This window comes from Streptomyces sp. NPDC056128, assembly GCF_042263835.1.
Classification (GTDB): domain Bacteria; phylum Actinomycetota; class Actinomycetes; order Streptomycetales; family Streptomycetaceae; genus Streptomyces.
This window is the reverse complement of sequence record NZ_JBHJVQ010000011.1, coordinates 195,713-215,269: the sequence shown is the minus strand read 5'-3', so window position 1 is coordinate 215,269 and position 19,557 is coordinate 195,713. Positions and strand designations below refer to the sequence as shown.

Below are 19,557 nucleotides of genomic sequence, written 5' to 3'. Positions count from 1 at the left end.
TAGGCGCTGGGCGGTGGGCAGTGGGCGCTGGGCTGTGGACGGCCGTCGGCGGGGTCGTCAGTCGTCGTCGGCGTGGGGCCTGCGGGGGCCGCCCAGCTCCACCGCGGTGCAGCGCCAGCGCAGGTCCTGGCCCCGTTCGAGCCGGAAGGCCATCGCGCGCAGCTGGTCCCCCGCGCCGATGCGGGCGAAGACCTCCAGGGCGCCCGGCCGAGGCTCGAAGTAGCCGATGTCCCGGACGACGGGGAGGGCGCCGCGGGTGCGCAGGGGGCCGCGCTCGGCGAGGTGGGCCAGGTCGTCGTAGGCGCGGCCGACGGTGTGGCGGAGCATCGAGTGGACGGGGCGCCGGCCGCTGAGCACATGGAGGAGCAGCTCGGCGAAGCGGTCCGTGGGGCGGACCTGGGGGACGGGGCGGCGCGGGGTCTGGGCAGGAACGAGAGGCGGGGTGGGAGGCGCGGCCAGAGGCGCTGTGGAGGGCGGGGCGGGCCGGTGGGCGTCCGGTGCCGCCGGGGCCGTTCCGGTGGCCCGGCCGGGGCCCTGTCCCGCCGTGGGCGGGCGGGTGTCGGCCGGCCTCGTGCGGGCCCGCGAGGACCGGCCCGGGGAGCCAGGCGGACGGCCACCGGACGGCGCGGTGCGGGAGGGCCGCCCGCCGGGCCTGCGGGGCGGAACGCCGCCGGGTGCCCGGGACCCGGCGCCGGGCCCGGTCGGGGCGTCGGGGGCGGGGAGGAGCGGGCTGCTCGGGCGGAGCTGGGTGGTCCTGGTCATGACCTTGCGCATGGGGTCCCCGTTCGGCGGCCCGGGCGATACCGGGCAGTAACTTAGTGGTTGGGGATCTTGTACGGGGTGGAGGGGCCGGACGGCAAGGAGCGGGGCGGGCGGGTCGAGGGGGTCGTGAGGTTCACCTATCAGAGTGACCGGCATGGCTCGGAAGCCCGGGGCGGAGCGGGAGGAGCGGGTGAATTCGGGGGCAGGGGTGGACGCCTCCGGCGTCATGGGTGGGTACCCGAAAGGGGACACCCTGGCGTCGGTGGGCGAGGGGACGGTTCCCGGTTCGGCGGCTCCCGGATGCTTCGGGAGGCGTGGCCGACCGGCATCCCGGCCTCCCGGGGGCTTCGGCCTCCCGGCCATCCACCCGGCCTCCCGGGACTCTCCCCGTGCTCGGGCGACGGCCGCACGTATCCTGAAAGCCCTCCCCAAGTCACTCCCGGCCGAAGCCCCCCGACCCGAAAGCGGCGGTCTCATGCGCGTCTACGTCCCCCTGACCCTGGCCGGCCTCGCCGAGGCGCACCGGACGGGAGAGCTGGGGGCCGGGCCGCTCCCCGCCCACGCCGTCACGCAGGCGCTGCGCGAGTGGTACCAGTCGGACGACATCGAGGAGCTGGAGTACGCCGCCCTGGGGCGGGCCGCCCAGGCCTCACTGCGACTGCTCGCGGCCGCCCCGGGTGCGGAGTGGCGCCGCGTCGTGGTCGCCGTCGACGTACCCGACGGCGCGGTCTCGGCCGACCCGGACCGGGCGCCCGACGGTGCGGCGCCGGGCGAGGTGCGGGTCGCCGGGCCGTTGCCGATGGCCAAGGTGGCCTCGGTGCACGTCGACTCCGCCGACGCGAAGGCGGACGTGACCGCCGCTGCCCGGGCCCTCGCGGCGGCGGACGGCGGGGACGACGACGCCCGGTCCGTGGTGGACGGCGCCGAGGACCACGAGCTGCTCTGGTACGCCACGCAGGAGATCCCCGGCCTGGTGGAAGCCGGGCGCTGACACGGCGGCCTGCCGATTGTCAGTGGCGGCGGGTACTTTTTCGGGCATGGGGATGCAGACAGGGGCGCACATCGTCTGGGACTGGAACGGGACGCTGTTCCACGACAACGACGCGATCATCGGGGCGACGAACGCCGCCTTCGCCGAGCTGGGCATGACGCCGATCACGATGGAGCAGTACCGGGCGCTGTACTGCGTGCCGGTGCCGAAGTTCTACGAGCGGCTGCTGGGCCGGCTGCCCACCGACGCCGAGTGGGAGGTCATGGACGCGGCCTTCCAGCGCCACTACACCCGGCACCGGGCGGCGTGCGGGCTCACCGAGGGGGCCGTCGAGCTGCTCACGGGCTGGGGGTCGGCGGGGCGGAGCCAGTCGATTCTCAGCATGTACGGCCATGAGGAGCTGGTCCCCCTGGTCCAGGGGCTCGGGATCGAGGCGCACTTCATACGGGTCGACGGGCGGATCGGGCCGTCCGGGGGCAGCAAGGCGGAGCACATGGTGCGCCATCTCGAGGAGCTGGCGGTGTCCGGGGTGCAGCCCGCGCGGACGGTGGTGATCGGGGACGCCGCCGACGACGCGGTGGCCGCGCGGTACGTGGGCGCGGGGGCGGTGCTGTACACCGGGGGATCGCACAGCCGGGCCAGCCTGGAGGGGGTCGGCGTGCCGGTGGTGGACACGCTGGTGGAGGCCGTGGCGGAGGCGGAGCGGCTGGCGGCGTGAGTCGGTGGGCGCCGCCGGGCCCGCGTGCGGAGCTGTGCGGAACGTCCAAGTTCCGGGCATGGTTTTGTACACATGCGGCTCGTGACGAGGGGCCCGTCGGGGGCGATAGCCTGGTGGCGTGATCAGCGCGATAGTTCGCGGGGGCACAGGTGCCCCTGCCCTGCGCCCGGTACGCACGGACCACATCCGTGTCCGGGCGGCGGTCGCTGGTCCTCGCGAGCGGGACGGGGCGCCGCAGGCTCCCCGCACGGCGCCGCGCACACCCCGGACGGTGACGGCGAGAGCGATGTCACACCCGGCCGGTGCGGCGACATTGGCTGATATGCCCCCGCTCCTCTCATCTTGCGGCATAGCGTCGGAGCAGACCGGACACCCCGCGTCTCGACGTCGTGCCGGAAGGCAGGAGACCGTACTTTCTTCTACGTCACGCAACGGCGCGCGACAGGAGCCAGAGGACAATGCAGACCAAGCTGGACGAAGCCAAGGCCGAGCTGCTCGAAAGGGCTGCGCGGGTAGCTGAGAACAGCCCGGTCGGGGGGCACCTACCGACTGGGACGACGGACAAGGGAACCCCGGACACCCCGGGCACCCCGGCCCCGGACCACGCATCCGTGTTCGCGTTCCTCCGGCGTTACTACCGGCACACCGCTCCGGAGGACCTGGCCGACCGCGACCCGGTCGACATCTTCGGCGGCGCCGTCTCGCACTACCGGCTGGCCGAGAACCGCCCGCAGGGCACGGCGAACGTGCGGGTGCACACCCCGACGGTCGAGGAGAACGGCTGGACCTGCAGCCACTCCGTCGTCGAGGTGGTCACCGACGACATGCCCTTCCTCGTCGACTCCGTGACCAACGAGCTGACCCGTCAGGGCCGCGGCATCCACGTCGTCGTGCACCCGCAGATCGTGGTGCGGCGCGATGTCGCCGGCAAGCTGGTGGAGGTGCTCGACGGCCGGCCCACCGCCGACCTCCCGCACGACGCGCACGTCGAGTCCTGGATCCACGTCGAGTTCGACCGCGAGACCGACCGCGGCGACCTCAAGCAGATCACCGCCGACCTGCTGCGCGTCCTCAACGACGTCCGCGAGACCGTCGAGGACTGGGGCAAGATGCGGGACGCGGCCGTCCGCATCGCGGAGGAGCTGCCCGCCGAGCCCACCCCGGGGGACCTGCCCCCGCGGGAGCTGGAGGAGGCCCGCGAGCTGCTGCGCTGGCTGGCCGACGACCACTTCACCTTCCTCGGCTACCGCGAGTACGAGCTGCGCGAGGACGACTCCCTCGCCGCCGTCGCCGGTACCGGCCTGGGCATCCTGCGCTCCGACCCGCACCACGAGACCGACGAGAGCCACCCCGTCAGCCCCTCCTTCGAGCGGCTCCCGGCCGACGCCCGGGCCAAGGCGCGCGAGCACCGGCTGCTGGTGCTGACCAAGGCGAACAGCCGGGCCACCGTGCACCGGCCCTCGTACCTGGACTACGTCGGCGTCAAGAAGTTCGACGAGAACGGCAACGTCGTCGGTGAGCGGCGCTTCCTCGGCCTGTTCTCCTCCGCGGCCTACACCGAGTCCGTCCGCCGGGTGCCGGTCGTCCGGCGCAAGGTGGAGGAGGTCCTGGACCGGGCCGGTTTCTCACCCAACAGCCACGACGGCCGGGACCTGCTGCAGATCCTGGAGACGTACCCGCGCGACGAGATGTTCCAGATGCCCGTCGAGGAGCTGGAGCCGATCGTCACCTCGGTGCTCTACCTCCAGGAGCGCCGCCGACTGCGGCTCTACCTGCGCCAGGACGAATACGGCCGCTACTACTCGGCGCTCGTCTACCTCCCGCGCGACCGCTACACCACCGGCGTCCGGCTGCGGATCATCGACATCCTCAAGGAGGAGCTGGGCGGCACCAGCGTCGACTTCACGGCCTGGAACACCGAGTCGATCCTGTCCCGGCTGCACTTCGTGGTCCGGGTCCCGCAGGGCACCGAGCTGCCGCAGCTCTCCGACTCCGACCGGGAGCGCATCGAGGCCCGCCTGGTCGAGGCCGCCCGGTCCTGGGCCGACGGATTCGGCGAGGCGCTGACCGCCGAGGTCGGCGAGGAGCGCGCCGCCGAGCTGCTGCGGCACTACGGAGGCGCCTTCCCCGAGGGGTACAAGGCCGACCACGGCCCGCGTTCCGCGGTCGCCGACCTCGGTCACCTGGAGCGCCTCGACGAGCACAAGACCTTCGCGCTGAGCCTGTACGAGCCGGTCGGCGCCGCGCCCGAGGAACGGCGTTTCAAGATCTACCAGAAGGGCGGCTCGGTCTCCCTGTCCGCCGTGCTGCCGGTGCTCAGCCGGCTGGGCGTCGAGGTGACCGACGAGCGGCCCTACGAGCTGCGCTGCGCCGACCGCACGACGGCCTGGATCTACGACTTCGGCCTGCGGATGCCGAAGTCGGTGGCCGGCGGCGCCGACTACCTCGGCGACGACGCCCGCGAGCGCTTCCAGGACGCCTTCGCCGCCACCTGGAACGCCCAGGCGGAGAACGACGGCTTCAACTCCCTCGTGCTCAGCGCCGGGCTGACCTGGCGGCAGGCCATGGTGCTGCGGGCGTACGCCAAGTACCTGCGGCAGGCGGGCTCCACGTTCAGCCAGGACTACATGGAGGACACCCTCCGCAACAACGTCCACACCACGCGGCTGCTCATCTCCCTGTTCGAGGCGCGGATGGCCCCCGAGCGCCAGCGCGCCGGGCGCGAGATCGTCGACGCCCTGCTCGAAGAGGTCGACGCCGCCCTCGACCAGGTCGCGAGCCTCGACGAGGACCGGATCCTGCGGTCCTTCCTCACCGTCATCAGGGCGACGCTGCGGACCAACTTCTTCCAGGAGGCGGCGGGCGGCAAGGCGCACGACTACGTCTCCATGAAGTTCGACCCGCAGGCCATCCCCGACCTGCCCGCGCCGCGCCCGGCGTTCGAGATCTGGGTGTACTCGCCGCGCGTCGAGGGCGTGCACCTGCGCTTCGGCAAGGTCGCGCGCGGCGGTCTGCGCTGGTCGGACCGCCGGGAGGACTTCCGCACCGAGATCCTCGGTCTGGTCAAGGCGCAGATGGTGAAGAACACCGTCATCGTGCCGGTCGGCGCCAAGGGCGGCTTCGTCGCCAAGCAGCTGCCCGACCCGAGCGTCGACCGCGACGCCTGGATGGCCGAGGGCATCGCCAGCTACAAGACCTTCATCTCGGCGCTGCTCGACATCACCGACAACATGGTGGCCGGCGAGGTCGTGCACCCGGCGGACGTCGTCCGGCACGACGAGGACGACACCTACCTCGTCGTCGCCGCCGACAAGGGCACCGCCAAGTTCTCGGACATCGCCAACGAGGTCGCCGAGTCCTACAACTTCTGGCTCGGCGACGCCTTCGCCTCCGGCGGCTCCGCGGGCTACGACCACAAGGGCATGGGCATCACCGCCCGCGGCGCCTGGGAGTCCGTCAAGCGGCACTTCCTGGAGCTGGGCGTGGACACCCAGACCCAGGACTTCACGGTCGTGGGCATCGGTGACATGTCCGGCGACGTGTTCGGCAACGGCATGCTGCTCAGCGAGCACATCCGCCTGGTCGCCGCCTTCGACCACCGGCACATCTTCATCGACCCGAACCCGGACGCGGCCACCTCGTACGCCGAGCGCCGCCGCCTGTTCGACCTGCCGCGCTCGTCGTGGGAGGACTACGACACCGAGCTGCTCTCGGCCGGCGGCGGCATCTTCCCGCGCACCGCCAAGTCGATCCCGGTCAACGCGCACCTGCGCGAGGCCCTCGGCATCGAGGCCCGCGTCACCAAGATGACCCCGGCCGACCTGATGAAGGCGATCCTCTCGGCACCGGTGGACCTGCTGTGGAACGGCGGCATCGGCACCTACGTCAAGGCGTCCACCGAGTCCAACGGAGACGTCGGCGACAAGGCCAACGACGCCATCCGCGTCGACGGCAAGGACCTGCGGGTCCAGGTCGTCGGCGAGGGCGGCAACCTGGGCCTGACCCAGCTGGGCCGGATCGAGTTCGCCCGCACCGGCGGCAAGATCAACACCGACGCCATCGACAACAGCGCGGGCGTGGACACCTCCGACCACGAGGTGAACATCAAGATCCTGCTCACCGGCCTGGTCAAGGACGGCGACATGACCGTCAAGCAGCGCAACAAGCTGCTCGCCCAGATGACCGACGAGGTCGGCGCGCTGGTCCTGCGCAACAACTACGCGCAGAACACGGCGATCGCCAACGCGCTCGCCCAGTCCAACGACATGCTCCACGCCCAGCAGCGCTTCATGCGCCACCTGGTCCGGGACGGGCGTCTCGACCGGGCGCTGGAGTTCCTGCCCACCGACCGCCAGATCCGCGAGCGCCTCCAGAGCGGCCAGGGCCTGACCGGCCCGGAGACGGCCGTGCTGCTGGCGTACACGAAGATCACGGTCGCCGAGGAGCTGCTGCACACCTCGCTGCCCGACGACCCGTACCTCAAGGGTCTGCTGCACGCCTACTTCCCGACGGCGCTGCGCGAGCAGTTCCTCGACCGGATCGACGGCCACCCGCTGCGCCGGGAGATCACGACGACCGTCCTGGTCAACGACACGGTCAACACGGGCGGTACGACGTATCTGCACCGGATGCGCGAGGAGACCGGCGCGTCGCTGGAGGAGATCGTGCGGGCGCAGACCGCGGCCCGGGCGATCTTCCGCTCCTCCCCGGTGTGGGACGCGGTGGAGTCCCTGGACACCAAGGTCGACGCCGCCGTACAGACCCGGATCCGGCTGCACTCGCGGCGCTTGGTCGAGCGGGGCACCCGCTGGCTGCTCAACAACCGGCCGCAGCCGCTGGAGCTCGCCGAGACGGTGGAGTTCTTCGCCGAGCGCGTCGAGCAGGTCTGGTCGCAGCTGCCGAAGCTGCTGCGCGGCGCGGACGCGGAGTGGTACCAGCACATCTTCGACGAGCTGACCGCCGTCGGCGTCCCGGACGAGACGGCCACCCGGGTGGCCGGGTTCTCCTCGGCCTTCCCGACGCTGGACATCGTGTCGGTGGCCGACCGCATGGGCAAGGAGCCGCTGGAGGTCGCCGAGGTGTACTACGACCTCGCCGACCGGCTGAGCGTCACCCAGCTGATGGACCGGATCAGCGATCTGCCCCGCACCGACCGCTGGCAGTCCATGGCCCGCGCGGCGATCCGCGAGGACCTGTACGCGGCCCACGCCTCGCTCACCGCCGACGTCCTGGCGGCGGGCAACGGCACGTCCACGCCGGAGCAGCGGTTCAAGGCGTGGGAGCAGAAGAACGCGGCCATCCTGGGCCGGGCCCGCACCACGCTGGAGGAGATCCACGGGTCGGACGCGTTCGACCTGTCCAACCTGTCGGTGGCGATGCGGACGATGCGGACGCTGCTGCGCACGCACGCGTGACAGCGTAGCCGCCCGAGCAGGGCTTGACGGGCGCCCCGGGTCTTGATGACCCGGGGCGCCTTTATGTGCCGTTCGTGGCCCGTTCGCGTCCTGTTCGGGCGGTTTATGCGGATAAAGTGATCGCGTGACCGGGCGTTCCGCATTGACGCGCACCGCGCTGCCGCGAGCGGGGGCGGCCCTCGTCCTCATCCTGCTGGTCCTGGTGGTCGTCCGGCTGCCCTGGATCGGCGACCTGGGCATGCACGCGGCCACCCTCGAACGCCTGCGGCACGACCTCCTCCACCCCGGCAACCCGCTGGTCGACGCGGACACACCGAGCCCGTACTACACGCCGTGGACGGTGCCGCTGGGCTGGGTGGCCGGGGTGACCGGGTTCTCCGTCTTCACCGTGCTGCGGATCGGGGCTGTGGTGGCGCTCGCGGTGCTGGTCACGGGGGTGTGGCGGTACGCCCGCACGCTGAGCGCGCGCCCGGTGGTGCCCCCGCTGGCACTGCTGTGCCTGGTGCTGCTGTGGGGGACGACCGAGTTCAGCTGGAGCGGCTTTCTCGGGCTGCACTCCCTCGCGTTGACGGCGGCGTACCCGAGTGTGTTCGCCCTCGGGCTGGCGTTTCACCTGTGGGCGTGGCTGGCGCGGGCGAACGGGTGGGGGAGCTGGCTGGGGTGCGGGGTGCTGTGGGCCGTGATCCTGCTGGTCCATCAGTACTCCGGGATCGTCGCGTCGTTGGGTGCGCTCGCCGTCGTGGTCGGCGCGCGGCATGCCGGGCGACGGGTGTGGGCGCGGGTGGCGGGGGCGCTGGCGCTGGGGGTGGTGGTGCTGTGGGTCTGGCCGTACTACGACTTCTTCGCGCTCTTCGGTGCCGGGGACGGGATGGACGCGGTGCACCGGTCGCTGTACCGGGACCTGTGGGCGCGGTACTGGCTGGTGCTGGTGGGGGTGGCCGCGCTGGTGGTGCGGTGGCGGCGCGACCGGCGGGACGTGCTGGTGCTGTTCTTCGCGCTCGGGCTGGTGGTGTTCGTGGCGGGCGGGGTGACCGGGCACTGGTCGTGGGGGCGGGTGCTGCCCGCGGCGGTGATTCCGGCGCAGCTCGCGGTGGCGGTGGAGGTGGGGGAGGCCGGGCGGCGGGCGGTGCGGTGGGTGTGGGCGGGGGTGTTGGGGGTGGCGCTGGTGGTCGGGGTCTGGGGGCAGGTGGGCGTGCTGGGGTACGCGGTCGGGCGGGGGGCGTTGCCGGGGGTGGTGGCGGAGAAGTACCGGGAGCCGTGGGAGGGGTACGGCTGGATCACGCGGTGGGTGGGGTACGGGGACGTGGTCATGGCGAGGCAGTTCCCGTCCCGGCAGATTCCGGCGACCGGGGCGTACACGGTGGCGCCGGGGTACACCGACTTCTTTCTCGATGACGAGGGGGAGCGGGTGGGGGCGGTGCGGAGGTATTTCTCGGTGGGGGTGGAAGGGGTGTCAGGGAGTGTGCGGAGGGGGATTGAGCGGGCCTATGACGTGCGGTGGGTGGTGGATCGGGGGGTGGGGGTGCGGGGGGATGCGGGGTTGCGGGAGGTGGGGAGGGGGCCGGGTGGGTGGGTGTTGTACGCGGTGGTGGGGTGAGGCGGGCCTTGGGCGTGGACGTGCGTTGGTCGGGTGCCCGGTGTTCGTGTGGGGCGGGGGTGGGTGACGCGGGCCGGCGCTTGCCGGGTGCCGCTGCGCCCACCCGTGCCGCCCCAGCGGCACGATTGCCCGCAGTTGAGCGGGTCGGCGGGTAGCTGAGCGTCCCGGTCAGTGGAGGATGTTTGATGCCAAGCGGGCCGCTCGGCGGGTTCGGGGGGTGGTGAGGTGGCGGGCGGCCGGGTGGAGGATGGTTGCCGTGGTGCCCACCGGGTGCCAGTGGATCTGTAGGCGGCCCGGGTTGTGGCCCTCCGGTTCCACCGTGACCCGGTGGGGCGTGGCGCCCGCGTGGTACGGGACGCGGGCGGTGAGGGGCGGGAAGCGCAGCGGGGCCAGGAGGATGCCCGTGTGGACGCGGCCCTGGTGGCGCAGCCGGAGTACGGGGTGGCGCAGCCCCTCGAAGCCGTGCAGGGGGAGGCGGGCCGCCGCGAGGTCGAGGCGGACGCGGCCCTCGAAGACGCCGGGGCGGACCGGGGAGAGGCGGAAGGGCACCGTCAGGCGCCGGCGGCCCGGCGAGAGGTGCAGGGTGGCACGCTGCGGGCCGACCGGGAGGCGCAGCGCGGGGTCGTAGGTGCGGACCGTGAGGTCGATCGACGCACCGGGGCCGCGCGCGAGGTCCGTGATCTCGTGCCGGAGCAGGGCGGTGAAGAACGGGCGGGTGTCCAGCTCCAGGTCCGTCAGGTCCAGCTCTCGGCGGGCCTCGGCCGCCCCGGGGACCTCCTCGCCCCAGTAGGTCCGGCCGCTCTCCTCGTCCGGCGTCACCCGGCGCGGTGCCACGGCGTGACCGAGGCCCCGCGCCGCCACGCGTACGTCGGACAGGCGCCGGTCGCGCAGCAGTTGGAGGACGACCCGTTCGGCGCGGGGCAGGCGCGCGTAGGCGCCCTCGGCGAGCGTGTCGAGGTAGGGCGTCATGAGATCGGCGAAGGACGCCAGCCAGGCGTCGTCCCGGTACGGGAGGTCACCGGCGTACATGCGGAAGTCGTGCTTGAGGAACTTGAAGTCCTTGTCCTCGCGCAGCGACTCGTGCCCGCTCCCGGTCAGGAACGCGTCGATGAGGCGCTGGACGTGGACGCGGTCGCGGACGTTGCTGAGCAGGTGCCGCTGGTTGGAGATGGAGGCCGTCTCGGAGGCGGCGTACGGGGCGACGTACCAGCGGTAGACGGGTTCGGGGACGACGGTGAACGTCCTGGCCAGGCAGTACGCCTGCGCCGAGAAGAGCTGGTCCTCGTAGTGGATGCCCTCGGGGAAGCGCAGGCCGTGCCGGTCGAGGAAGGCGCGGGCGTACATCTTGCTGGTCGCCAGGTGCTCGAAGAGCAGCCGCGGATCGGCCTCGATGCCGTCCAGGGTGCGGCGTTCGGCGACCAGGTGCGGCATCCAGGTGGTGCGGCGTCCGCCGTCCACGCGTACCCGGTGCACCGCGCCCATCGCGAAGTCGAGGTCGCGTTCGCGGTGGGCGGCGAGCAGGGTCTCGACGGCGCGCTCGGGGAGTTCGTCGTCGCTGTCCAGGAACATCAGGTACGGCGCCCGCGCGATCTCCAGGGCGCGGTTGCGCGGCGCGCTGCACCCGCCGCTGTTCTCCGGCAGGCGCAGGTACACGACGCGCGGGTCGCGGGCCGCGAGCGCGCGGGCCACCTCGGGGGTGGCGTCGGTCGAGTGGTCGTCGCTGATGACGACCTCGATGTTCGCGTGACTCTGGCGCAGCACGGACGCGACCGCGCGCGGGAGGCGCTCGGCGTCGTTGTAGACGATGACCGTGACGGTGACGTCGGGGGCGTCCACGGACGAGGGGGCGGGCGGCAGGCCCGCGGCCGGGTCGGTGGCAGGACTCGTGGCGGCTCTCGTGGCGGCTCTCATGACGCGTTGGCCTCCTCGGGGCTGGGCGCCGGGGTGCGCTCCTCGATCGGCAGGACCGGGGGCAGCGTGCGTTCGTCCTCGCAGAGGAAGACCCGGCGGACGACGCGTTCGGCGGCGCGGCCGTCGTCGTACTCGCAGAACCGGCGCCGGAACGCGGTCCGTGCCTTGGCCGCGCGCTCGTCGTGCCAGGCGTCGGTGGTGAGGATCTCCGTCAGCTCCGCCTGGCCGCGGGCGACCGGGCCGGGTGCCTCGGCCATCAGGTCGAAGTAGACGCCGCGGGTGGTGCGGTACGTCTCCCAGTCGTCGGCGTGGATGACGATCGGGCGGTCCAGGTTGGCGTAGTCGAACATGATCGACGAGTAGTCCGTGACCAGCGCGTCGGCGGCCAGGCACAGCTCCTCGACGGGTTCGTAGGAGGAGACGTCGATGAGGCGGCCGGTGCGGCGCAGGCCGGCCAGCGGGGCGGACGGGGTGGACGCGCCCTCGTAGAAGTAGTGGGCGCGGACCAGCAGGACCGTTTCCTCGCCGAGGTCGGCGGCCAGGGCCGCGAGGTCGAGGCGCGGGGTCCAGCCCGCCTCGTAGTCGCGGTGGGTGGGCGCGTAGAGGATCGCCCTGCGGCCGGGCGGGATGCCCAGGCGCTCGCGGACCGCGCGGACCTCGGCGGCGCCGGCCGTGTAGTAGACGTCGTTGCGCGGATAGCCGTGGTCGAGGGAGACGTGGCGGGACGGGTAGGCCCGTTGCCACATGCGGGTGGTGTGGCCGTTGGCGGAGACGCTGTAGTCCCACCGGTCGACGCGCTCCAGCAGTGCCGGGAAGTCCAGGCCCCGGGCGGCGGCGGGGTACGGCATCTGGTCCAGGCCCATGCGCTTGAGCGGGGTGCCGTGGTGGGTCTGGAGGTGGACGGTGCCGGGGCGTTTGACCACCGCGTCCGGGAAGTTGACGTTGTTGACGAGGTACTTGGCGCGGGCCAGCACCTCCCAGTAGCGGCGGGTGCCGGGGACGACGTGGTCGGTGCCGGGCGGCAGCAGCGCCGCGTTCGCCGCGGTGACCACCCAGACCGGGTGGACGCTCGGGGCGAGTTCGGCCAGCGCGGCGGCTATCGCGGCCGGGTTGCAGGCCACGCCGCGGGCCCAGTAGGCCGAGAAGACGGCGAGGTGCGGGTCGATCGGGCGGGCCAGTGCCCTGCGGTACTGGAGGGCGCGCACCCGGTCGCCGGCCAGGCGTCTGCCGATGCGCACCGCCGACCGCACCCTGCGGCGCGTGTGGTTGGCGGCCTGGAGGGCGCGGTACTTCGTGTACGCGCCGTCCGCCAGCAGCGACCGGCGTACGCCTTCGAGTCCGGCCGGGCTGCGGTGGCCGTCGGGGCGCAGGCGCCGGGCGGCCGACGACGCCCGGCGGAAGAACTCCCGCGCCACGTCGTCCGGCATGTCGGCGCGGGCGAAGGTGCGCAGGCAGTCGCGGACCATCAGGTCGTACAGGGCGCCGCGGACGGCCGGGCGGTCGGCGGCGAGGCCGAGCAGCGTCTCGTAGCGGTCGACCAGGGCGTACCGCTGCTCCGGCGTGACCGGGGGCAGGCTCTCGGCGCGCAGCCGGCGGTCCTCGAACGCCGGCTGGGACAGGCAGGCGACGCGGTCGGCGAGCAGCAGGGCGACAAGGGCGGCGAACGGCTCGTCGTCGGTGGTGAGGAGGTGCTCGTGGGCCCGCCAGAAGCCGGCGCGCACGGCGCGGTTCCCGAGCAGCGGGGTCAGCCCGAGGAGCGCCGCGCGGTCGTCCAGGGGGAGGTCGGCGCGTCCGGCGCGGGCGAGGCGGGGACCGTCGGGGGAGGGCAGACCGGAGGCCCGCCAGGTGCTGCGGACGTGGTCGAACAGCAGGACGTCCACCGTGTCGGGGAGGTCCGCGGCGTGCTGGGCGACGGTGCGCGGGGCGCCGGGGGGCAGCCCGTCCTTGGCGTGGACGAAGTGCAGCCACCGGCCCTTCGCCCGCGCCGCCCCCGCCGCGCGGGCCGCGGAGTCGCGGGCGCCGTCGGGCAGGGGCAGCACGGTGAACGCGGGGGTGTGGCCCTCGGCCGTCTCCCTGGCCCAGTCCCCGACCGCGGCGACGATCACTTCGACGCCGGTGAGGGGGTGGGCGGCCAGGGAGTCGAGGAGCGCGGGCAGGTGGTCCTGGACGTTGGGGCCGTGGACGACGACGCTGAGGTCGGGGGTCTCGGGCATCGCTGGGGCTCCTTAGCCTTGGTCGCTCCCTGCGCACTCCTTGGGTCGTATCTATTCGGACATGGTGGCATCAAACGGGCAAAAGGGTTAATCGAGAGTACGCCTCACGGGGGAAGGGCGCCGTCAGGCGGAGACCTTCGCCCCGGGCGCCGCCTTGGGTGCGGGCTTGGGCGCGGCCTTGGGTGCGGCCTTCGGCTTCGCCGCCTTGTCCGGGCCGCCGGTGAACTTCTCGTACTCCTTCAGGACCTCCTCCGTGGGCCCGTCCATCCGCAGCTCGCCGCGCTCCAGCCACAGCACCCGGTCGCAGGTGTCGCGGATGGACTTGTTGCTGTGGCTGACCAGGAAGACCGTGCCCGCGTGCTTGCGCAGCTCCCGGATGCGCTCCTCGGAACGCTTCTGGAAGGAGCGGTCGCCGGTGGCCAGGGCCTCGTCGACCAGCAGGACGTCGTGGTCCTTGGCCGCGGCGATGGAGAAGCGCAGGCGGGCGGACATGCCGGAGGAGTACGTGCGCATCGGCAGGGTGATGAAGTCGCCCTTGTCGTTGATCCCGGAGAAGTCGACGATGTCCTGGTAGCGCTCCTTGATCTGCGCGCGGGACATGCCCATCGCCAGGCCGCCGAGGTGCACGTTGCGCTCGCCGGTGAGGTCGTTCATCAGGGCGGCGTTCACGCCGAGCAGCGAGGGCTGGCCGTCGGTGTAGATGCGGCCGTTCTCCACCGGGAGCAGCCCGGTGACCGCCTTGAGCAGCGTCGACTTGCCGGAGCCGTTGGTGCCGATCAGGCCGATCGCCTCGCCGCGGTACGCCACGAAGGACACCTTCTTCACCGCGTGCACCCGGCGCACGCCGGCCGCCTTCTCGCTCTTCTTGCGGCGCAGGATGCGGTTGAGGGCGGCGGTCGCGGAGCCGCGGCCCGCCCCGGTGCCGTTGACCCGGTAGACGATGTCGACGCCGTCGGCGACGACGGTGGGGATGCGCTCGTCCGTCTGATTGATGCTGCCGGTGTTGTCAGCCACGACCGTAGGTCTCCTCGGCCTTCCAGAAGTAGATGAAGCCGCCGATCCCGGCGACCAGGGCCCAGCCCAGGGCCATCGCCCACACGTGGTCCGGCAGCATGTCCCCGCCGAAGCTGTCGATCAGGGCGAACCGCATCAGGTCGATGTAGACGACGGCCGGGTTGACCTGGAGCAGCGGGCCGACCCAGGACGGCAGGTCGCTGTCGGGGCCGGTCATGTGGTGGATGCTGAACATGACGCCCGAGGCGTACATCCAGGTGCGCAGCAGGAAGGGCATCAGCTGGGCCATGTCCGGGATCTTGGAGCCCACCCGGGCCATGACCAGCGCCACGCCCGCGTTGAACACGAACTGGAGCACCAGCGCCGGGATCGCCAGCAGCCATGAGGGGCCGGGCGGGACGCCGAACGCGAGCAGGATCACCACGAGGGCGCCCATCGAGAACATCAGCTGCTGGAGCTGCTGGAGGCAGAAGGAGACCGGCAGCGCGGCCCGCGGGAAGTGCAGGGCGCGGACGAGGCCGAGGTTGCCGGATATGGCCCGGGTGCCCGCCATGATCGAACTCTGCGTGAACGTCCACACGAACACGCCGGTGACCAGGAACGGGACGAAGTCCTCCACCCCGTGGCTGGTGTTCATCAGCATGCCGAAGATGAAGTAGTACACCGCCGCGTTGAGCAGGGGCGTCATCACCTGCCAGACCTGTCCCAGCTTGGCCTGGCTGTACTGGGCGGTGAGCTTGGCGGTGGAGAAGGCGCCGATGAAGTGCCGCCGGGCCCACAGCTGGCGGACGTACTCGGGCAGGGAGGGGCGGGCGCCGCTGACCGTCAGACCGTGCCGGGCGGCGAGAGCCCCGAGGTCGTGGTCGGCGGGGGCGGGCGGGGCCGCTGTCGGGGGCGGTGTGTCGAGGACCTGGCTCACATCCGCGCTGCTTTCGCTCGGAGGGGGGGAGGGGGAGGCGTTGCGGGCGATTCCCGTCGTTCACCCGGGTGTCGTGAGGCGTTCATTCACGTCGGGACGGGACCGTATCGTCGTAACGGGAGCGTACGGCGTGCTGACGCCGGAACGCAACCGTTTCGTCGTGACGCCCTATGCTGTCCCGCATGACGACCGACGCCGCCGACGAGCCCCAGCCGCGCCCGCGCCGCCGCCGGGCCCCCGCCGGGGCGGCCGTGCTCCGCGAGGACGTGACGGAGGCGATCCGGGCGGCGGTCTTCGAGGAGCTGGCGGCGGTCGGCTACGCGCGGATGTCCATCGAGGGGATCGCGCGCCGCGCGGGGGTCGGCAAGACCGCCGTCTACCGGCGCTGGCGCTCCAAGCTGCACCTGGTGCTCGACGTCGTCTCGGCGCTGGCCGTGCAGGGCCTGCCCGCGCCCGACACGGGTTCGCTGGAGGGTGACCTGCGGCTGCTGTACGAGGTGACGTCCCGGGCCCTGCGCCACCCGGTGGCCTCGCAGATCATCCCCGACCTCCAGGCGGAGGCGGCCCGCAATCCCGAGATCGCCGAGGTGCTGCGGAAGACCCTGCGGGAGGGCCAGGACGGCGTCGCCAGCAAGATCCTCGCGGCGGCGACGGAACGCGGCGAGCTGGCCGCCGGCCTCGACACCGACCTGGCCCTCGACCTGATCTCGGGCCCGCTGTACTGGCGCTCGGTGGTCATCCGCAGCCCGAAGCTGCCGAAGGGCCACCTGGCGGCGCTGGCCCGGGCCACGGCGGCGGGCCTGAAGGCGCTCTGAGCCGGGGCCGGACCGGGCTGGACCGGTCCGGGCTGGACTGGGGCGGGACTGTCAGTGGTGCCTGCGAGGATGCGGGCATGGAACCTACGGCGATCGTGCAGGAGTTCTGGTCCCGCATGCAGGCCCGCGACTGGGCGGGTCTGGGCGCGCTGCTGGCCGACGACCTGGTCGTGGAGTGGCCGGTCAGCGCCGAGCGCATCGTGGGCCGCGCGGACTTCGTGGCCGTCAACGCGGAGTACCCGGAGGGCTGGTCCATCCACGTCATACGCGTCGTGGCGGACGGGGACGGCGAGACCGTGGTCTCCGAGGTGGAGGTCCCGCACGAGACGATGGGCGTCCACCGGGTCGTGTCGCTCTGGACCGTCCGCGACGGCACGATCACCGGCGGCCGGGAGTACTGGACGGAGCTGGGCTCGGACCCGTCCCCCCAGTGGCGGGCGGAGTTCGTCCAGCCTCTGTGACCCGGGGGCCGCCGCCCTCACCAGGAGGCGGCCCGGACCACCTCGGCCGCGATGTCCGGCACCGTCCGGCCGTCCGTCGCCACCAGGACCGTCCCGGCGGGAGCCTTCCCGGCCGGCCGCCGAGCCGTGCGAAGGCTCCGCTCGATGTGCACGCCGAGCCGCGACCCGGTCTCCCGCGGGGCGAGCCGCTGCCGCACGGTGGCTTCGCCTGCGGTCAGCAGTACGTGGGTGACCCGCACCTGGTCCCCGCCCATGGCCCTCCCGATCATCGGCGCCTCAAGGATGCTCACGGTGTTCGTGTAGATCAGCCGGCGCTGTCCGAGCGCCGCGTAGTTCGCCCACACCGCCGCGATGTTCCGCTCCGTGACCGCCGTGCGGTGCGGGTCCCCCACCCGACGGTGCTCTTGCCGACGCCGGAGCCGCCGCCGATGAGCAGCAGGTTGTACGCGGTGGCTTCTGCTTTGCCGCCCGTGCGCAGTCGCTCATGACCCGGACGAGGGTGCGAAGATGCGTTCGTGGTGACAGATGCCGAGTGGGCTCGGATCCGGAGGGGGCTGCGCTTCGGGCAGGTTTTCGAGGGCACCGTCGTGAGGGTTCCTTGGCCCGGTGCGATCGGGATCTTCGTGGACATCGGTCTGAGCGTCGGAGGCTTCGTCGACGTCCTGTTGCTTCCGGGAACGAGCGATGACTGGCCGGTGGAAGGCACGGTTGCGAATTTCGAGATCTGGTGGGCAGACAGCCGTCAGCAGATCCGGCTGAAGCCGTCCGACTCTCGGTATCTGCGGAACGACTTCACAGACTTCGTGAGACGTGTCCGTCCCTATTGGCCAACCGAGGTCGGTCAGCCGGTTCGTGATCCCGGCCCCCCGACCCTCGATGAGTTGCTGTCAGCGCTGCGATCCGATGGGCCGTCGGACACCTGGCCGCGAATCTAACGCAGGGCGGCGGCGACCAGTCCTTCCAGGGCCTCGCGGGGTACGTCGCCGCCGCTCACCAGGCGGTCGAAGACCAGTCCGTCGACGCAGGTCAGCAGGGTGTGCGTGCGGTTCTCGGCGTCCGTGACGCCGTGCGTGGCGAGGAAGAGCCGGACGAACTCACGGCCGGCGTTCTCGCGGGGGACGAGGATCTCGCGCAGCTCCGGGTCGCGCACGCTCTCGACGGCGCAGGCGTAGCGGGCGAGGGAGCGGCGGCGTCCCTCGCCGGTGAGTCGCTGCCGGATGAGCAGTGCCATGCCGTTCACCAGGTCCTCGATGGTGCGCAGGGGCGGCAGTTCCTCGGGCATCGTCTGCAGTTCCGCTTGGTCGAGTTGGACCAGGCGTGTGACCAGCGCGGTGAGCAGCGCGGCTCGGGTGCGGAAGTAGGCCGAGGTGGTGCCGGGCGGCATGGCGGCTCTGCGGTCGACCGCGCGGTGGGTCAGGCCGCGGATCCCTTCGTCGGCGAGTACGACGATTGCCGAGTCCGCGAGGAGTGTGCGCCGGTCCGAAGCCATACCCCTTTCTACACCTGTAGAGGCGCAGCTAGGATCACCTTCTACATCTGTAGAAGGATCGGGGCTTCGGTATGGGCAGCACGGCAGTGGTGGTCGGAGGGGGCATCGGCGGGCTTGCCGTCGCGATCGGCCTGCGCCGTATCGGCTGGGAGGTGACGGTGGTCGAGCGCGCGTCCCTGCTCGAGGACGCGGGGGCGGGCATCTCACTGGCCGCCAACGGCCTGCGGGCGCTGGACGAACTCGGCGTCGGCGAGGCAGTACGGGATGCCTCGCGAGGCCAGTACAGCGGGGGCACTCGCACGCCCCGTGGTGGCTGGCTGGCCCGGATGGACGGCTCAGCGCTGGAGAAGGCGGTGGGCGCGCCGATCATGGGCATCCCCCGCTCCACCTTGCACCGACTGCTGCGCGACTCCCTGCCCGCCCCATCGCTGCTGATCGGCGCCGAGGCGGTCTCGGTCGAGCACATCGACCCCGGAACGGTTCAAGTCGGCTTCGGCGCCACGGTCCTGGACGCCGATCTGGTGGTGGCGGCCGACGGCATCGGGAGCAGGGTCCGCAGCCGTCTCTTCCCGGACCACCCCGGCCCGGTCCACAGCGGGTCGGCGGTGCTGCGCGCCATCACCGAGCACGCGGTCGACCTGCGCACCGACTTCGAGCTGACCTGGGGCCGGGGCGCGGAGTTCGGGCACATCGCCTTCCTGGACGGGCGGGCCGAGTGGCACGCCGTCCTCAACCTCCCTGCCGGAACGCGGTTCGCCGACCCACTGGCCGAACTGCGCCGACGGTTCCACACCTGGCACGACCCGATCCCCGCCCTGCTCGACGCGACCCGGCCCGAAGCCGTGCTGCACCACGATGTCAACGAACTCCGCACACCGCTCACCTCGTACACGGCCGGACGGATCGCGCTGCTCGGCGACGCGGCACACGCGATGACCCCCAACCTCGGACAGGGCGCCTGCCAGGCACTGGAGGACGCAGTCACCCTGGCCGCGGCCCTCGACACCGGCCCCACGGTCGAAGCCGCGCTCGCCCGCTACAACGCCGAGCGCCGTCCGCGCAGCCAAGCCGTCGCGCGGGCCGCCCGGCAGGCCGGACGCATGGGCCAGCAGCTCTCCCACCCGGTGGCCGTCGCCCTGCGGAACACGGCGATGCGGCTGACACCCTCCCGCGTCGCAACGCGCATGATCCTCCGACACCACGCGTGGGTCCCGCCGCACCTGAACTGACCCGGTTCGCGTGCCTGCCGACTC

14 protein-coding genes and 1 pseudogene are annotated in these 19,557 nt (G+C 72.4%); 8 read left to right on the top strand and 7 right to left on the bottom strand.

Annotation, left to right across the window (positions count from 1 at the left end; genetic code table 11):
- Window positions 1-57: 57 nt before the first annotated feature.
- Window positions 58-774: an Rv3235 family protein gene (locus tag ACFC1X_RS22480; RefSeq protein WP_376356249.1), complete on the bottom strand. Its 717-nt coding sequence runs from the start codon at window positions 772-774 to the stop codon at window positions 58-60.
- 463 nt (window positions 775-1,237) lie between these two features.
- Between ACFC1X_RS22480 and ACFC1X_RS22475 the strand changes: the two genes are divergently transcribed.
- The 4 genes from ACFC1X_RS22475 to ACFC1X_RS22460 all read left to right on the top strand — a co-directional run bounded on the left by ACFC1X_RS22475 (window position 1,238) and on the right by ACFC1X_RS22460 (window position 9,482).
- Window positions 1,238-1,753 (top strand): DUF6912 family protein, encoded by a 516-nt coding sequence (locus tag ACFC1X_RS22475; RefSeq protein WP_376356247.1) that lies wholly within the window; start codon window positions 1,238-1,240, stop codon window positions 1,751-1,753.
- A gap of 46 nt (window positions 1,754-1,799) precedes the next feature.
- Entirely contained in the window at window positions 1,800-2,471 is a 672-nt protein-coding gene (locus ACFC1X_RS22470) for an HAD family hydrolase (protein WP_376356245.1), read from the top strand.
- Between the two features lie 458 nt (window positions 2,472-2,929).
- On the top strand, window positions 2,930-7,885 hold the full coding sequence (locus ACFC1X_RS22465; RefSeq protein WP_376356243.1) for an NAD-glutamate dehydrogenase: 4,956 nt from the start codon (window positions 2,930-2,932) through the stop codon (window positions 7,883-7,885).
- A gap of 124 nt (window positions 7,886-8,009) precedes the next feature.
- The gene (locus tag ACFC1X_RS22460) at window positions 8,010-9,482 is read left to right on the top strand and encodes a hypothetical protein (RefSeq protein WP_376356241.1); all 1,473 of its coding nucleotides are present in this window, start codon (window positions 8,010-8,012) and stop codon (window positions 9,480-9,482) included.
- A 168-nt stretch (window positions 9,483-9,650) separates the two neighbouring features.
- Here ACFC1X_RS22460 and ACFC1X_RS22455 read toward each other — a convergent pair whose 3' ends face one another.
- From ACFC1X_RS22455 to ACFC1X_RS22440, 4 genes are all read right to left on the bottom strand, one after another.
- Entirely contained in the window at window positions 9,651-11,393 is a 1,743-nt protein-coding gene (locus tag ACFC1X_RS22455; RefSeq protein WP_376356239.1) for a glycosyltransferase, read from the bottom strand.
- Window positions 11,390-13,606: a CDP-glycerol glycerophosphotransferase family protein gene (locus tag ACFC1X_RS22450; RefSeq protein ID WP_376356237.1), complete on the bottom strand. Its 2,217-nt coding sequence runs from the start codon at window positions 13,604-13,606 to the stop codon at window positions 11,390-11,392. The genes ACFC1X_RS22455 and ACFC1X_RS22450 overlap by 4 nt, the downstream gene beginning before the upstream one ends.
- A 123-nt stretch (window positions 13,607-13,729) precedes the next feature.
- On the bottom strand, window positions 13,730-14,620 hold the full coding sequence (locus ACFC1X_RS22445; protein ID WP_376356236.1) for an ABC transporter ATP-binding protein: 891 nt from the start codon (window positions 14,618-14,620) through the stop codon (window positions 13,730-13,732).
- The gene (locus ACFC1X_RS22440) at window positions 14,613-15,539 is read right to left on the bottom strand and encodes an ABC transporter permease (protein ID WP_376356234.1); all 927 of its coding nucleotides are present in this window, start codon (window positions 15,537-15,539) and stop codon (window positions 14,613-14,615) included. Before ACFC1X_RS22440 ends, ACFC1X_RS22445 begins: the two co-directional genes overlap by 8 nt.
- Window positions 15,540-15,721: 182 nt before the next feature.
- Here ACFC1X_RS22440 and ACFC1X_RS22435 point away from each other — a divergent pair, with 182 nt between their 5' ends.
- Together ACFC1X_RS22435 and ACFC1X_RS22430 are read left to right on the top strand one after the other, a co-directional pair.
- Window positions 15,722-16,354, top strand: coding sequence for a TetR/AcrR family transcriptional regulator (locus tag ACFC1X_RS22435; RefSeq protein ID WP_376356232.1), 633 nt, complete (start codon window positions 15,722-15,724; stop codon window positions 16,352-16,354).
- Between the two features lie 77 nt (window positions 16,355-16,431).
- The gene (locus ACFC1X_RS22430; protein WP_376356230.1) at window positions 16,432-16,815 is read left to right on the top strand and encodes a nuclear transport factor 2 family protein; all 384 of its coding nucleotides are present in this window, start codon (window positions 16,432-16,434) and stop codon (window positions 16,813-16,815) included.
- Window positions 16,816-16,832: 17 nt separating this feature from the next.
- Here ACFC1X_RS22430 and ACFC1X_RS22425 read toward each other — a convergent pair.
- Window positions 16,833-17,251, bottom strand: a pseudogene (locus ACFC1X_RS22425) (hypothetical protein).
- An 82-nt stretch (window positions 17,252-17,333) separates the two neighbouring features.
- Here ACFC1X_RS22425 and ACFC1X_RS22420 point away from each other — a divergent pair.
- Complete coding sequence (locus ACFC1X_RS22420) at window positions 17,334-17,750, top strand: hypothetical protein (protein ID WP_376356228.1); 417 nt, start codon at window positions 17,334-17,336, stop codon at window positions 17,748-17,750.
- Here ACFC1X_RS22420 and ACFC1X_RS22415 read toward each other — a convergent pair.
- Window positions 17,747-18,304, bottom strand: a complete 558-nt coding sequence (locus ACFC1X_RS22415) for a TetR/AcrR family transcriptional regulator (RefSeq protein ID WP_376356226.1) — start codon at window positions 18,302-18,304, stop codon at window positions 17,747-17,749. The genes ACFC1X_RS22420 and ACFC1X_RS22415 overlap by 4 nt on opposite strands.
- A gap of 71 nt (window positions 18,305-18,375) precedes the next feature.
- On the opposite strand from ACFC1X_RS22415, the gene ACFC1X_RS22410 reads away from it, so the two are divergent.
- Complete coding sequence (locus tag ACFC1X_RS22410) at window positions 18,376-19,533, top strand: FAD-dependent monooxygenase (RefSeq protein ID WP_376356224.1); 1,158 nt, start codon at window positions 18,376-18,378, stop codon at window positions 19,531-19,533.
- Window positions 19,534-19,557: the final 24 nt, after the last annotated feature.

Coding starts and splice junctions, on each gene's coding strand:
- ACFC1X_RS22465 (WP_376356243.1), top strand. CDS start 2,930: ATGCAGACCAAGCTGGACGAAGCCAAGGCCGAGCTGCTCGAAAGGGCT.
- ACFC1X_RS22455 (WP_376356239.1), bottom strand. CDS start 11,393: ATGAGAGCCGCCACGAGAGCCGCCACGAGTCCTGCCACCGACCCGGCC.
- ACFC1X_RS22430 (WP_376356230.1), top strand. CDS start 16,432: ATGGAACCTACGGCGATCGTGCAGGAGTTCTGGTCCCGCATGCAGGCC.
- ACFC1X_RS22480 (WP_376356249.1), bottom strand. CDS start 774: ATGCGCAAGGTCATGACCAGGACCACCCAGCTCCGCCCGAGCAGCCCG.
- ACFC1X_RS22470 (WP_376356245.1), top strand. CDS start 1,800: ATGGGGATGCAGACAGGGGCGCACATCGTCTGGGACTGGAACGGGACG.
- ACFC1X_RS22410 (WP_376356224.1), top strand. CDS start 18,376: ATGGGCAGCACGGCAGTGGTGGTCGGAGGGGGCATCGGCGGGCTTGCC.
- ACFC1X_RS22415 (WP_376356226.1), bottom strand. CDS start 18,304: ATGGCTTCGGACCGGCGCACACTCCTCGCGGACTCGGCAATCGTCGTA.
- ACFC1X_RS22450 (WP_376356237.1), bottom strand. CDS start 13,606: ATGCCCGAGACCCCCGACCTCAGCGTCGTCGTCCACGGCCCCAACGTC.
- ACFC1X_RS22435 (WP_376356232.1), top strand. CDS start 15,722: ATGACGACCGACGCCGCCGACGAGCCCCAGCCGCGCCCGCGCCGCCGC.
- ACFC1X_RS22475 (WP_376356247.1), top strand. CDS start 1,238: ATGCGCGTCTACGTCCCCCTGACCCTGGCCGGCCTCGCCGAGGCGCAC.